The following is a 15018-nucleotide window of genomic DNA, read 5'->3' on the forward strand; positions in this document are numbered from 1 at the left end:
GTGCATTAAAAATAACATCATTAAGAATATTTTTGATATGTTCGTGTTGGTTTAAATTTCCGTATAGTATTGAGTAAAAGACATAAATTGTTCTGTCCTTAATGTCTTGTAAACCAAGTAAATTTGATTCGTAATAATAATCAATTATGTTGATTAAATCATTATCGCCGACTGTACTATTGGTTTGCTCTTTAATGTCATACCAATTAATATAAAGATTAAATAGGTTTGCTGATTCATTTTGACAAAAAACTATTTTAGGATCTATTTTTGATGGCAGTAATTTGCTTTCTTTATTTGCTTGAATTGCTCTCACTTTTTTTTGTACATCAACATAATAATAGGTTAATCCCAAAGGGAACAATACATTTATCCAATCAAGATCGGTTAAGTTTGTATCTTGTAAAAGTTGCATTCTAAATGGTTCGTAAAAAGGTAAAAAACGCATATTACATAATTGACCACTCATTAAGCCTGCTTTAGGTATCCATTCTGACAGTTCATCAATAGATTGGTGTGTCACAAGCCAACCACAAACATATGATCTTGTTGTTAAAAAATCTTGATTCATTTGCAAGAGTGAGGAATACAATAGATCCGTGTTGATATCTCGGTTTGGATATCCAATACATATCAAATGTGGACAAGAAGATAATTCATGTAATAAGCCTGGTCGCTCGACTACAGCGATATCTTTTTGTGGTAACTGTTGCTTTAAACTTGGTAGATAAAGTTTACTCAATTCACTAGTTATGCCGAGCATATCGAGCAATAAATAACGATAGTTTTTTCTGTTTTGTTCATTATTTAATATTGTGTGTAAATTATCCATTATTTGACTCCGAGCATTTACTTCCTTCCGGTAACTGAACTTTAGGTGCTTCATAAGAAGCTGGACCGATTACAGCAAAACTTGCTGCTTCAATTTCCACATTACCTGGTGCTATTAAGTTTATCATTCCATTTTCAAGGACAATTGCTGCCCCACCGCAGGTTAATGTCAGTTTTTTGTTAGCTGATATGATTACTTCGCTATCAGTGCTAGTAATTTTCATATCTTGTTTTGAAGTTAAAAGAATTTGATCATTTTGCGCCTGTATATCAATATTTCCTTTTGAAGCAAAAATCTTGATACCCATTTTGTTGGCAAACAAGCTTATCAAGTTGCCCGCTGTGACCATAAAACGTTTAAATGCGTTAACATCAATGGTATTTTGAGCCGTTTGAATAATATTTTCACCGGCGGTGTGTTGGATAGATTTAGGACTGACATCCGCCATACCAGCTGGCGCATAAGTCAAAATTCCGGGTTCTTTAAGATCTTTTAGACTTTGTTCAAATAGCTGTTTTTGAACTTGTAAATCAGCAAGTTCAGCTTGTGCGGCTTCGGCTAGTTCATTAAGCCTTTTTACCATTTCGCTCGCTTGTGCTAGTTGTTTAACTACACTGTCCATTTGTAATTGAACATTACTTGCCTGTGTTTGCTCTTCACTGGTTATATATAACCCTTTGCCTGCTCTGACTGCACCCCATTCATCAGTGCGTAGTTCAAACCCTTCGCCACGTTTTTCTTTCTTTTCATTGACCAAGTGACCAATATTGACTTGAGTTTTACCGTATTCGGTTGCTAATTTGATGTGTTCTTGACCACGTTTGTCGTCCATACGGAGCTTGTTGTTTGCAGGTGTTCGAATCACATTACGGTGTTTGTTAATCGTTGCCACATGATCAGGATGCGAACTGTCATGCATTGCATGGGCTATATAAGGTCTGTCGGGGTTACCATTTGTAAACCCTATCATTACCCCGGTTCCATCTATTAGCGGAAAGTGAAAACCATATGTATCACCAGAGTAAGGTTTAGCAAGTCTTAACCATAAACTTTCTTCTCCTTTTTTCCAATTTTTTAAGTCAAAATTGAATTTAACTCGATAACGTCCCATAGTGTCAATGTAACCATAGGTGTCGTTATTTGGACTTGTCACGTTGGCAGGTAAGGTGCCACTCACTTCAGGCCAACGAATAGGCGCAGGTCGATACGGTATTAATACTTTAAATGGTATTGCCGTAAAAGATAATTCATAAGAATCAGTACGATTACCTTGTCCTTCTACACTTAAAATTATAATGCCATCATCAATGTCCGATATTGGCGCGCCACTAATGGTAATACATTGACCCGGTATAAGGTTGTAGCGGTTAGTTCGACCTTTTATGATAATTTGTTTACTTATCATATGCTCATGACGTATTTGAGCATACCACTTACCACTTTCTATACTGTTATCGTTATTGGTTTGACTATTTTCGTTGTTATTATTTTGTTTTTTAGCATGACCGTTATCATTCAAACCTTTATAGTGTTCTTCATAACGGTAATCCACACCATAAGTTGTGATGTATTTAGGTTGTGTATTTTCTTCACCTTTTAAATTCCCCCCTGCATTACGATAGTTGAAATCTTGAACTTTTACTGATTTTTCAACAAGTTGCGTGTGTAACGACAGATCCCAAACACTTTCGGTATTACCATCAAGAGTGCCACTTGGCTGTTTGTAATCAATATTGCCAACTTGATGATAACCTTGCTCGTAATCGCTTATTACCATGACATCACAATTATGTTCCGCATGACTTTCAAATCGGAACCAGATTCCGACATCCGCTAATAAGCGTTGGATAAATTCGAGGTCGCTTTCTTCCCATTGGGTAATAAATTCTCGCGCCGGATAGGTGTCTTTTAATTCTAAACGGTAGTCAATGCCTGAAAATTCATGACTTCGTAATACTTCTTCTACTACGCTTACTATACTTTGATTTTGATAGATGGCACTATTGCGATTAAGTGCAAGTCTTGCTAATCTTGGCGATAATACAACCTGATAATGTGCTTCGTCTTTATTTACTGAAAGCTGATTAAATTCTGTGACAATACCATAGATAGCACGAGAATCACTTTCTGTAGGTAAATCACTTAGTGATCGAATTGCATTTCCTAGCGCTTTATTCGCTAGAGGATTGAACGAGAACGTTCCTTTTTTATTGAGAATCGTGTTTATTGATATACTTTTATCAGCACTGGTAAATGTGATTGTGTATTTCCACGGTTCATTGAGCTTTTCTTCTCCTTTTACTTTAAGTACTGAAATTGGCGAATCGAGGCCATCAACCTTTAACGTATAACGGTTGTGGCTAACCTCACCTGTTAGCCTATTCATTAAACCTTCGCCAAATTGACTAATGAGGTTAGTTAACTCTTTCGCCATATTTTTCTCCTTATATCCTTTTATTTCGGTTTTTAATTCAACGTCTGTGATATTTTAGGCTTTGTTAACGGCCTTTTTTTTACCTTTGCTTTCTTCTGTTGGCTTTGTTTTTGCTAGCTTAACAACTTTTGCTTTAGTCGGTTTTGCTTCGTCCGAGTTAGCTTTTGTTGTTTTAGCTTTTGTTGTTTTAGCTTTAGTTTGCTCGCTTTCCCATTCAAGTACGATTCCTTCTGATTCGTCAAAATCAAGAATTAACGTTGGTATTTGATTGTTAGTTGTACTGCTTCGTTGTAGTAATAAATTTGATACCACTGGTAAAATTTGTTGATTTAAGATACTGTCAATGTTTCGTGCACCTGTATCTGGTAGTAAACACGCGGATACCAAGGTGTCGTAAAGTTTTTCGCCCACGTTAAATACAATTTTGTAATGTTTTTGTAGTCGGCTGGCAACTTTATTTAGTTTCATTTCAACAATTTTGCGTAATGCGTCTTTACCAAGTGGTGTATAGATTACTGTTTGGAAACGTGCTAATAATGCTGGTTGGAAATGTTCACGAATTATCGGACGTAGAAGTTCTTGTTGTGTGGCAATATCGGCATCTGGCATTTGTTCGAAAAGCGCCATAAGCTCATCACTACCTAAATTAGATGTCATTAATATTAAGGTATTACGGAAATCAATTTCACGACCTTCACCGTCACGCATAAAGCCACGATCAAAGACTTGATAGAATAAGTTAAGTACATCACGATGTGCTTTTTCGACTTCATCCAGTAACACAACACTGTATGGTCGTTTTCGAACGGCTTCAGTTAATACCCCACCTTGACCATAACCTACGTATCCCGGAGGTGAGCCTTTAAGTTGTGATACGGTATGCGCTTCTTGGTATTCTGACATGTTAATGGTTACCAGTGATTGTTCACCACCAAATAAGGTATCTGCTAACGCTAAAGCTGTTTCAGTTTTACCGACACCTGACGGACCAACTAATAAAAATACGCCCATTGGTGCATCTTCTGATGTTAGTCCAGTTTTTGCTGCACGAATACGTTTAGCTAATTCAAACAGGGCATTATCTTGTCCCACAACACGTTGACGTAAATCATCTTCAAGAGCAAGTAAGTGGCTTTGCTCATCTTTTAGCAAACTTTCTAATGGAACGCCTGTCCAGTCTGATATGACAGATGAGACTGTGCGACTATCAACATCAAGTGAAAGTAATGGGTTATGACTTTGTAGCTCATTTAATTCTTGCTGAGCATCACTGAGTTTTTTAAGTAGCTTACTATCTGATTTATTAGTGAGTTTTTGACGTAATTCTATCAATGTTTCAATTTGTTTTTTCTCTTTTTCAAATTGAGTTTGTTGAATAGTTAATTTGTTTTGTAGTTTTGCTAACTGAATGTCTATCTCTTTTAAGCGATCGCTCGTTAAATTTTCACCTAATGCAAGATCTGCGTTAATTGCATCTTGTTCAATTTTCAGTGAGGCAATTTTAGCTTCAAGCTGTGTAATTGATTCTGGTATCGTATCTAATCCCATACGTACACGTGCTGAGGCTGTATCAAGCAGGTCAACCGCTTTATCGGGTAGTTGTCGTCCACTGATATAACGTCTTGATAGTGAAACGGCTGTTTTGACAGCTTCGTCTAGGATATGTACGCCATGATATTTAGCATAACGTGATTTTAAGCCACGCAACATTAAACATGCTCGATCGTCATCGGGTTCGTCTACTTTGACCATTTGGAAACGACGCTCTAAAGCGGCATCTTTTTCAAAATATTGTTTGTATTCAGACCATGTTGTTGCTGCAATAGTGCGTAATTCTCCACGTGCCAATGCAGGTTTTAGTAAGTTTGCCGCATCTGCGCCACCTGCAGAATTACCCGCACCGATAATAGTATGGGCTTCGTCAATAAATAGCAATATTGGTGTTGGAGACTGTTGAACAGCATCAATAACATTTTTTAATCTTTGTTCAAATTCACCTTTTACGCCAGCTCCAGCTTGTAATAATCCAAGATCTAACGTTAGGATACTAACATCAGCAAGATTTTTTGGTACGTTTCCTTCAGCAATTCGAAGTGCTAAACCTTCAACTAGCGCAGTTTTACCTACCCCTGGTTCACCGACAAGAATTGGGTTATTTTTGCGACGACGGGATAGAATATCCACCATTTGTCTGATTTCACTGTCACGACCAAAAACGGGATCAATTTTACCTGATTTGGCTTTTTCAGTGATATTTTCGGTAAAACGTTCAAGCGCAGCTTGATGATGCTTTTGGTGTGCGATTTGTTTATCATTATTATTTGTAGCATCATTCGCATCGTTTTTTTGTGTTTTGTTTGTAGCGATTGTTGAGTTCGCTGTAGAATCAATACCAAAACTGTCTGTAGCACTGATCGCTGTATCGGATTGATAGCTGTATTGGTTAGCTGGGTTTTCGTCGGAAGTTTCATCCAATTGTAAACGCATTTTTTGCAATGAAATCGGCGATAAGCTAAGTAGTTGCCATGCATCTTGAGCTTTTAAGCAATGTGGCATTTCTTGCAATGCTTGCAATATATGAACTGAGCGAATGACTTCTTCATGATTTTCTAGCGACGCTTTTAACCATGCTGATTGCATTACAGCTATCAACGATGGCGATAAACTTGGTTTTGTGTTAATAGTATGCGGTAGTGCGTCTAGATAATTGAGTAATCCAGTCCAAATTTTATCCATATCAAGTTGATAATGTCTTGAAATTATCGTTATGTCACCTGCCCCCTGTTCTAGTAATTTTAATAACCAATGTTCAAGTGTAATTTCGGTATGTGCTCGTGTTTGACATAATCCAGCCGCAGCTTCAAGCGATTTCGCACAGTACGGATTTAGTCGTCTTAATAAGACAGAGGGATCAGCTATCATTTTCTTCCCTTAATCATTAATAAAATAAATACAGTCCCTATAAATAGGGACTGTGTAAGTTAAAATTAACCTCGGCTTTCTACCCAGCTGTCTGAGTGGATGATGTTGCCATCTTTATAAGTCCATGTAATTTTTTCATAACGAAGTTCAATACGTTCTAAGTGATTGTATTGTTCTTTCGTTGGATCTTTGATGTTATGCATTTCAGGTTTAACAGATACGACTTTTACACCGTCCATTAATGTATTGAAATATTCAACTTCTTGTCCTGCATCGTTGATTTTGTACCATTTGATCTCAACTGATTTTAAGTTTTGCCCAGTAGTTACAGCTTTGTATAGATAAGGTGAAGATGCATCAACTTCCTTAACAAATTCAAGCGCTTTATGTACACGAGTTCCTGTTAATTTACCTGTATTACCATCGGTTGGGATGTATACTCGGTGATCGAACTCAACCACTTCTACACTTCCTTCGCGGCCAACAACGGTTACAGAACCTTTGATTTCGGCACCGCCGTCATCTTTTAAAAACATATAAGCTGGTACAGCCATTGTTTATCTCCTTTTATTGTTTTTGTTTCACACTCTTAGTTTTCATTCGTCAAAATACATGTTGACGCTTGAGGAACTAAATTTATTTCTACCCTTCGGTTTTTTGCACGATTTTCTGGAGTATCGTTATCCACTAAAGGTTTTTTTGCACCATACCCTTGGATGGCGAAACAGGTTTTTGGTATGTCGCTGGCTTTTAATATCCAATCACGTACCGACATGGCTCGATTAAATGATAGTTGTTCATTTTTGATTTCATCACCAACTGAGTCGGTATGACCTGTAATGATCATTAACCATCCTGTACCAGGATTTGCATTAATTTGTTTTTGTATTTCCATTAATGCATTAATTAGCACTTTTTCTGAACCAGATTTTAAACTTGCTTGTCCACTTTCAAATAACGCCAAGCTATCTAGATGAATTGGCGGAGGTGGCTCTTTAACAATAATCTGCATTTTTTCAACGATTACTTTTTCAGGCTCAGGTGGTTTAGCTACGTAGTTACTCATGGCTATATTGAGCGGTTCAACAAGCTGTAATCCACGATATAATCCCATTCCTAAACGAATAGGTTCGCCTTTAGCATAGTATTCATTTAACATTGTTTTATCATTTCGTAATACTTCAAGTGCCTCTTTTTTCTCATCATAATTGTCCATTGGGACTAAATGGTAATGATGAATGTCATTTTGAATTCTATCGATTAACTTGATGTTATTCCAAAATGACGCCCCCATACTTCCCATTAAAAATAATGATGTGATAATAACTAGACCACAGATCATTGAACTAATAGGCGAAAATGGGTATGCAATTGGCATAAATTTAACTAATGCATCTGGTGGGGTGACACCGTCTTGTATTTTATGCGTATTTGGTAATGATAAACTTGTCGCATTTTCCCATATTTTTTGCATGAGATTATCGTGAACAATCGATTGATTGGTAGGATAGATTGCTACACCAGTAGGAATACATTTAGCAATAGGTTGCTTGTCATCAACTAAAGTGGTTAATACTACGTTTTCGATCCAATTTTCTGTTTCACTTAAAAATGGACAAAGTCTTAATCGTCGTTCACGTTCATCTGTTGAAATTTTGATGTCATTAACCCAATTTGTAATTGGCAACAAATAACGATCTAACAAATATAATTTTTGATTTAATAATTGAAACCAATATACAGGTAATGGGTTATTTTCGTCATAGATTAAGTCGTTCAGCCCAATATGTGTTGAAAGGTAAACAGGCATTTGGTATTTAGCTATTCGACAAGTATCCACCCATGATTGACGAAATGCTTGTAATTTAGCTACAAATAAGCCCTGTTTGTCTTCTATTTCTGGTGTTAAGGCAAGAAAAACACCTACACGACCAAGCATATCAGGCCATTTTGCAACTAACGAATCATAAACTATAGGCAGATGTGAAAATTCATCAACATAGATCCACACTGCTTCAGACGAAACTAATACATTAGATTCGGCAAGCGATAAATCATCTGGAAAAAAATCTTTAGCCGCACTACCCGTAACCATAAGTATTGGTAAACGATAACGCTGTCTTGCCGGTAATAAATCAAGCTTTTGAGTTAAAAATTGGATATTTGCTGTTGATGATGCTAGCACTTGTCGATAACGTCGCATTTGCCAAAGAAAACCTCCGGCAATAGCAAAGACGAGAATCGATCCAAGTATTTTCCAGCCAATTGTTATTGGTAGGAAAACAAACAATAATAATAAACTCAATACAACTGCATATATAATTTGAATGCGCTTAGGGTAATCGCTCATAATAAACCTTTTTAACCAACAAGTTGCTTAACTAAGTTGTCTAGTTGATTATCCAATAAAAAGTAAAGCCCAATAACGACAATAACCGATACGACAGTACAAGCTAGTAGAATGGTTTTTCTAAACTGATAACGATATGTTTTGGTCTGTTCAATGATTGGATATGATTGTTCTGGCTCATATTCTCGTAAAGCTTCACGTAGCGCGAGTATCAGGTGCTCTCGTTCCATTTGAGGTCTATCAAGATAACAGCCTTGGAAACCAAGTCCTAGTACTCGGTCAAAACAAGCTAAAACAACTCCTTCTTTTTTATCATCTTTTAAGCGAGAACGAATTTTATCGAATAGGTCATCACCCGCGCTGTGCATGTTAAAATAGATAACTTGTAATGGAGAACCTAACCATTCATCATAGTCTTGATTTTTCGGATTATCTCGATGACAAAGTAATACTGTTTCATCTAATAAAGCGCATAAAGCATAACTGATATCATCAATAACATCTTGGCTATACTGTGCTTGATGTAATTTGTCTCGTACGGTTATAACTTGTTGCTTACAAAGTTCGTACAATTTATGTCCCGATGGAATATCAGCTTTTGCTTTTAACTGCACTACAACTAAGATGGAATCTCGTAATAATTGGTCAATATTAATTGCTTTTGATTCTATACTCATAATTTGATCCTATGACCGTAATACGGCAAACAATTCTAACGAAATATCAGGCATTGCACGTGGTACATAAAATTCACAACAGCGTGTAAGTAACATATTTTTTGCCGCTTCATGTGAAAGATCTAATGCAAAATATTGATTGTTCAAACGCACAGGTATAGCTGCCGGAACATGGCTAAGTGCTTTAATTGGAATACCAGATAACGCAGAATATATGATTTGTCTTACATCATCAGGTGCGCCTGCTTTACATAAGATTGGGAATCGTGATTGTAATTGATGACCTGGCATACTTGAGCGTACAGAAAGATAGAAGTCAGCATCTTCAACTAGACGAGAATCATTTAATCGTCCAGTCCATAATGTGTCTTTATCATGAACTAATTCAATTTTAATTACACGAGACGGTAAGCTTTCTTCCAGTAAGTTGCGCACTAATCCAAATAATGGAGGGAAAACTTCATTAAGATTATCATGCTGATAAGCCGGAATACCATCCACATTATTTAATAATGAGAAAGTTAATAACGCACCCGTCAACGCTGTTAATGTTTGATAAAGCTTTTCAGGATGAATCGTTGGATTATCTCGTAAAAATTTGAGTTGAGGTTCATAGGTATTTAATGCATTTAATAACCAGAATAATGACACATCAGCGGTAGCAAATTCAGCCATTTGTTGATTTCGCTCATGACGCATTCCTGTTAAATGTTGCCGTTTGGCTTGCATTTGAACACATAATAATTCAAGTTCTTTAACTAATGTTCCGCTTTGTGTATACAGATTTAACATTGGTGGAAGGTATTCTTGATCAAGAACAAATCGCCCGCTTAGATCTCGTTTTAAACGAGCTACAGGACAAGTTAGGTAGTCACTTTGATTTTCAAAATCAAATAGGAATGTTAACGCATAATGCTCAACAGCTATAGTTTCGACATTTTGCCCCAATAAATCGGCAACTTCTACCCATTCTTGTCTATACCTCAGTGGACGTTCAAGACGTTGATTTTCTTGTAAACAGTTACCGCCGTTAGCTTGCAGTAATGGTATACCAATAAATACGGTTACTTCTTCAAGTTCGACCGGTATATCGGTATTTAATATTCTTGCTTCCGGTAGTTTGTCTGCTATATCGGTATTGATAACAACGCCATCAGGAAATCGGATACTAATTGATTCTGCTTGTAATCGATCGAGGGTTAGTGCCTGCAAATCAATAGATAGGCTTTCAATTCCCCATGGGTTAGCCACCGCTAGAGTGGCTAATTTTTGTGAAGTGAATTGCTCCCACAACGCTTGTTGTTGAAATTGCTGAGGCGTCAGAAAGACACCTTCATTCCATAAAGGACGAAATATTTTCATGTGTCCTAACACTCCTTAAAAGATATTAATGAAATCAAATAAAAGCTAATACTTATGATTTAGCTTTTGGCATCTGTGATACCATTGATAAATTAATATCCATTCCTTCTATTTGGAAATGAGGAATTAAGAATGTTTTAACACGGAAGAATCCTGGATTATCTTCAATATCTTCAACAATTACTTTTGCTTCTCTTAATGGGTGAGCAGCTTGAACTTCATCACTTGGATCAGTCATTTCAGTGACAAGGTTGCTTATCCATTTATTTAATTCAAGCTCCAACATACGGCGGTCTTTAGTCGCACCGATATTTTCACGTTGAATAACTTTTAAGTAGTGAGCAATTCGTGACAATAAGAAGATATAAGGTAAACGAGCATTAATACGGCTGTTTGCTGTTGCTTCTTTTGTATCATAAAGTGCTGGTTTTTGCGTTGAGTTCGCAGAGAAGAAACATGCATAATCTCTATTTTTATAGAAAGATAATGGGATAAATCCTAAATTAGCAAATTCAAATTCGCGTGTTTCAGGGATAAGCACTTCGGTAGGAATTTTTACTTGATTACCAGTACCTAAATCATAAAGATGAATTGGTAAATCTTCAACTAGTCCACCTGCTTGCGGTCCACGAATTTGTACACACCAACCATTACGAATGAAGCTTTGAGTCATGTTTGCAGCAAACGCATAGGATGCATTAGTCCATAAATAACGGTTATGATCAAGTCCTTTTACATCTTCAACATAATTGAAGCTGCGTACCGGTATTGTATCTGGTCCATAAGGCAGACGAGCAAGCACTCTTGGTAAAGTCAAGCCGATGTAGCGTGAATCATCAGTTTCACGGAAGCTGTTCCATTTGGTGTATTCTGCACGGTCGAAATAGTTGCCAATATCTTTAATTGCGGCAACTTCTTCCATGGTTTCTTTACCAAAGAATTTTGGACCAACAGAGCTTACAAATGGCATGTGTGCAGCAGCTGCAACTTTAGAAATATTACGTAATAAAGCAATATCTTGTGAATTGCGATCAAACTCGTAATTTGAAATTGTTACACCAATTGGTTCACCACCCGGTGTGTCATATTCTTGAATATAGGTATGACGGTAGAAACCTGTTTGGATGATTTCTGGTGCATCTTCGAAATCTTGACGTAACTCTTCTTTTGAGACATCTAAAAGTTCAATTTTGACATTACGACGGAAATCAGTACGATCAACTAAAAATTTTAAACCACGCCATGTTCCTTCTATTTCTTGGAACGTTTCGTGATGCATAATAGCATCAAGTTGGCGACTTAATTTTTGGTCTATTTGGCTGATATAATAATCTAATAAGTGTTTATCTAATTTTTCAATTTTTTGTGATGAACTTTGGATCAATTTTAGCAATATATCAATCGCCATTGTGACACGTTCATCTTGTGAAGCTTCAAATAATACTTCGTTATCTTCAAATTTATCAATTTCACCCGCTTTTTTGATTGGGCTTAGATTGATTTTATCGAATAAAGATTGGTAAACACTACCATTCTCTTCTACTACGGTTGCTTTACTAGCATTGCTTTGTTTTTGTACGTTCATTACTTTTATCTCTTAATTTTTATCAAACTTTATATTTTGCTGTGCAAATTTAGCTTTGATTGATTAAAATTTTATTTTTTACTTTCAGATACAATTGATTCTAATTCAGCACGAAGCTCATCAGAAAGCTGTTGATCTTTCACTATTTTTTCAAGTTCATAGCGGAAAGTAGCGTTATCTAATAGATTTGATTTCAAATCTCTTAATAAATTGCGCATAGCAAGTAAAGAACGAAGTTGTGGGATTTTTTTAGCGACTTGTTCTGGTGAAAAATCTTTCATAGATTCAAACACCAAATCAACACTGATGTCACTACCATCATCTGCAAGTGTATTAGGTACACTTATTTTAGCTTCTGGTCTAAAATCGTTTAACACAGCATCGAAATTATTTTTATTAATCGATACTTTTTCTTTTTCAGAAAGTGAACGTTTGTCTTTTCCACGACCATAATCGCCAATTGACAAAATTTTAAGTGGTAGTTCAACTTTCTTTGAGGCTCCGCCTGTGTGTAAATCTAAACTGATATTCACGCGGGCAGCTGGGACTTCATTTTGATAACTGTTTGACATGATTTCTCCTAAATTTCCATTCCCTTTAAAGGCTAAAATAAATAATTACCCTTAAGTTGCAAATAAATTACACGATTTACGAATTAATTACAATCTTAACGATTAAATTGATTAATTTTTTCATTAAAAAAATTTATTAAAATTTGCTTGTTTTTCTAGCAAAATAAAGGGTATTTACATCCCAAGTTCAGCCTACAACTTTCTTAGAAGTATCCGAAATAAGAAAGGTGAAATTGATATAGATTATGTGAAGAAAAATATAAGCACAAATTCTTTCTCTTTTCTTTCTCATAAACACCTTTCACCCAATGATTTTAATCAATATAAAAAATACATTACTCAATTAGTAGCCCTTAAACAAGAACTATCAGAACTTGATCCCGCAAGCAAAGCGTTTAGTGATAAATATGCTGAATTAGGGTTGGCTTTTTATGAAGTGCTAAAATACTCTTTAAATGGAGAATATCAACTGGATGACTTTGTTAAATTGCCCGAACTGATGAATAACCTTGATACTGCTTATAATCAATATATTGAAGCCCAAAACATTGCCTTGGCTAATTATCACAAGTTATACGATGAAATTCATCAATTTCAAACACCTGGATTAAAACATGAAGTGCAATTTTAAACTCGGTGTAAATGTTACATTACACCGCTAACTTTTCAAACAGTTGCATTGCATGAATTTAACTTAAATAGAACTCAATATTTAATCTGCGCTGAGCTTCATTTCTTATTTTGCGCTGCTGATGAAACCGCACCAATAAACACCACATCGCTTGACGAGTTTAATGCGGTTTCAACCGAATCTTGAATTACACCAATGGTAATACCAATTCCAATGACTTTAGCCGAGATTTCGTTCGGTATACCAAACATACTGCAAGCAACTGGAATAAGCAGTAACGATCCACCTGCAATGCCCGATGCACCGCAAGCACATACTGAAGTTACAATACAAAGCAATACCGCAGAATAGATATCAACATGTATACCGGCACTAACTGGCATTGAGTTCACGGTTGCTAGTGTTAGCACTGTAATGGTAACAGCTGCACCCGACATGTTAATTGCCGCACCGAGTGGCACTGCAACGGTATAGGTATCTTCATCCATGTTATATTTTTTACAGATTTCCATATTGACAGGAATATTGGCAGCTGAGCTACGTGTAAAAAAAGCAGGGATCGCGCTTTCTTTTAAAGCAGTGAATACAAGTGGATATGGATTCTTTTGCATAACTAGATAAGCGAGTAATGGATTAATAACCAATGCAACAATCACCATACAAGAAACTAATACAATTAATAAATGCGCATATTTATAGAGTTCATCAAAACCTGTTTTGGCTAATGTTGAAGCAACAAGTCCAAAGACGCCTAAAGGCGCAAATCGGATAATAATTCTGACAATAAACGAAATAGCATAAGACAAATCATTCATCATCGTTTTAGTGGTTTGACTGCTATGTCTTAATGCCAAGCCAATACCAACTCCCCACACAATAAGGCCAATATAATTTGCATTCATCAGCGCATTAATTGGATTGTCGATCATTTTGCCTAGTAACGTTTTTAACACCTCGGTAATGCCATTAGGCGGAGAAAGCTCAAGGTTATTTAGTGTGTCACCAAATGAAATTTGTGATGGAAATAAAAAACTGGCAACGGTGGCTAATAATGCCGCTAACATCATACCAACAAGATAAAGAGTAATTAACGATCTCATATTCGCTTGTTTACCGTGTTGGTGATTTGATATTGAAGAAATTACTAAAATAAGCACAAGAAGAGGGGCAACTGATTTTAAGGCATTAATAAAAAGATCGCCTAATAATGACATATTTAGCGCTGTATTTTTAGATACAGCAGCAAGTATAGCGCCAAATATTAAACCTAATAAAATCTGAAATACCAACCCAACTTTAAAATAAAAACGAACCAGTGGATGAGATGAGTGTGCCATACTACTTTCCTATTTATTAAAGATAGGTTTAAACCTTAACATATTTAAATAGCAAATTTATATAAAAATATCATAATAATAATTTTTTTTTATATATTACCTCAAGCGATTACTAAGTTTTATTATTCATTAAAAAATCTTGATTTAAGCATCATTATTTAGTCATTTACTATCAAAAAATGGCTAAACATAAACAAAAAAACTAGTATTATTATTTTAATATAATACTAGGGCGTGTTGATCTTTGGTGATTATTTTTTAGACGGCATGATATGAGTTATAATAATTCTGCAAAAAACAACCATAACTCGATTCA

At 35.9% G+C, this 15018-nt stretch carries 11 protein-coding genes; 1 reads left to right on the forward strand and 10 read right to left on the reverse strand.

Translation table 11 applies throughout. From position 1 onward, the window contains the following. From GQ590_RS11065 to tssB, 9 genes are all read right to left on the reverse strand, one after another. The coding region (locus tag GQ590_RS11065; protein ID WP_160422604.1) for a hypothetical protein at positions 1-832 on the reverse strand (832 nt) is incomplete at its 3' end. Continuing rightward, positions 825-3266, reverse strand: coding sequence for a type VI secretion system Vgr family protein (locus tag GQ590_RS11070; protein ID WP_160408987.1), 2442 nt, complete (start codon positions 3264-3266; stop codon positions 825-827). The genes GQ590_RS11070 and GQ590_RS11065, both read right to left, overlap by 8 nt. A gap of 54 nt (positions 3267-3320) precedes the next feature. Further along, on the reverse strand, positions 3321-6188 hold the full coding sequence (gene tssH, locus GQ590_RS11075; RefSeq protein WP_160408989.1) for a type VI secretion system ATPase TssH: 2868 nt from the start codon (positions 6186-6188) through the stop codon (positions 3321-3323). Positions 6189-6253: 65 nt separating this feature from the next. Continuing rightward, positions 6254-6742, reverse strand: coding sequence for an Hcp family type VI secretion system effector (locus GQ590_RS11080; RefSeq protein ID WP_065559516.1), 489 nt, complete (start codon positions 6740-6742; stop codon positions 6254-6256). Positions 6743-6777: 35 nt separating this feature from the next. Further along, entirely contained in the window at positions 6778-8538 is a 1761-nt protein-coding gene (locus GQ590_RS11085) for an OmpA family protein (RefSeq protein ID WP_160408991.1), read from the reverse strand. Positions 8539-8549: 11 nt separating this feature from the next. After that, on the reverse strand, positions 8550-9215 hold the full coding sequence (gene tssL / locus GQ590_RS11090) for a type VI secretion system protein TssL, short form (protein ID WP_160408993.1): 666 nt from the start codon (positions 9213-9215) through the stop codon (positions 8550-8552). A 9-nt stretch (positions 9216-9224) separates the two neighbouring features. Further along, positions 9225-10577: a type VI secretion system baseplate subunit TssK gene (tssK, locus tag GQ590_RS11095; protein WP_160408994.1), complete on the reverse strand. Its 1353-nt coding sequence runs from the start codon at positions 10575-10577 to the stop codon at positions 9225-9227. Positions 10578-10629: 52 nt separating this feature from the next. Then, positions 10630-12162 (reverse strand): type VI secretion system contractile sheath large subunit, encoded by a 1533-nt coding sequence (tssC, locus tag GQ590_RS11100; RefSeq protein WP_160408996.1) that lies wholly within the window; start codon positions 12160-12162, stop codon positions 10630-10632. A gap of 71 nt (positions 12163-12233) precedes the next feature. After that, positions 12234-12734 (reverse strand): type VI secretion system contractile sheath small subunit, encoded by a 501-nt coding sequence (tssB, locus tag GQ590_RS11105; RefSeq protein WP_065559521.1) that lies wholly within the window; start codon positions 12732-12734, stop codon positions 12234-12236. Between the two features lie 247 nt (positions 12735-12981). Between tssB and GQ590_RS11110 the strand changes: the two genes are divergently transcribed. Then, positions 12982-13365 (forward strand): hypothetical protein, encoded by a 384-nt coding sequence (locus GQ590_RS11110; protein WP_160408997.1) that lies wholly within the window; start codon positions 12982-12984, stop codon positions 13363-13365. Between the two features lie 98 nt (positions 13366-13463). Here the strand turns inward: GQ590_RS11110 and sstT are convergent, their stop codons facing one another. After that, positions 13464-14702 carry a serine/threonine transporter SstT gene (sstT, locus tag GQ590_RS11115; RefSeq protein WP_160408999.1) on the reverse strand — a complete coding sequence of 413 codons (1239 nt, stop codon included), beginning with the start codon at positions 14700-14702 and terminating at the stop codon, positions 13464-13466. Positions 14703-15018: the final 316 nt, after the last annotated feature.

The sequence above is a fragment of the Gilliamella sp. Lep-s35 genome (assembly GCF_009795845.1).
Classification (GTDB): Bacteria; Pseudomonadota; Gammaproteobacteria; order Enterobacterales; family Orbaceae; genus Gilliamella.

Bases quoted from the DNA above. Each gene is read 5' to 3' on its own strand.
- tssC (WP_160408996.1), bottom strand. From the start codon at position 12,162: ATGAACGTACAAAAACAAAGCAATGCTAGTAAAGCAACCGTAGTAGAA.
- GQ590_RS11070 (WP_160408987.1), bottom strand. From the start codon at position 3,266: ATGGCGAAAGAGTTAACTAACCTCATTAGTCAATTTGGCGAAGGTTTA.
- tssL (WP_160408993.1), bottom strand. From the start codon at position 9,215: ATGAGTATAGAATCAAAAGCAATTAATATTGACCAATTATTACGAGAT.
- GQ590_RS11085 (WP_160408991.1), bottom strand. From the start codon at position 8,538: ATGAGCGATTACCCTAAGCGCATTCAAATTATATATGCAGTTGTATTG.
- GQ590_RS11080 (WP_065559516.1), bottom strand. From the start codon at position 6,742: ATGGCTGTACCAGCTTATATGTTTTTAAAAGATGACGGCGGTGCCGAA.
- tssH (WP_160408989.1), bottom strand. From the start codon at position 6,188: ATGATAGCTGATCCCTCTGTCTTATTAAGACGACTAAATCCGTACTGT.
- sstT (WP_160408999.1), bottom strand. From the start codon at position 14,702: ATGGCACACTCATCTCATCCACTGGTTCGTTTTTATTTTAAAGTTGGG.
- tssK (WP_160408994.1), bottom strand. From the start codon at position 10,577: ATGAAAATATTTCGTCCTTTATGGAATGAAGGTGTCTTTCTGACGCCT.
- tssB (WP_065559521.1), bottom strand. From the start codon at position 12,734: ATGTCAAACAGTTATCAAAATGAAGTCCCAGCTGCCCGCGTGAATATC.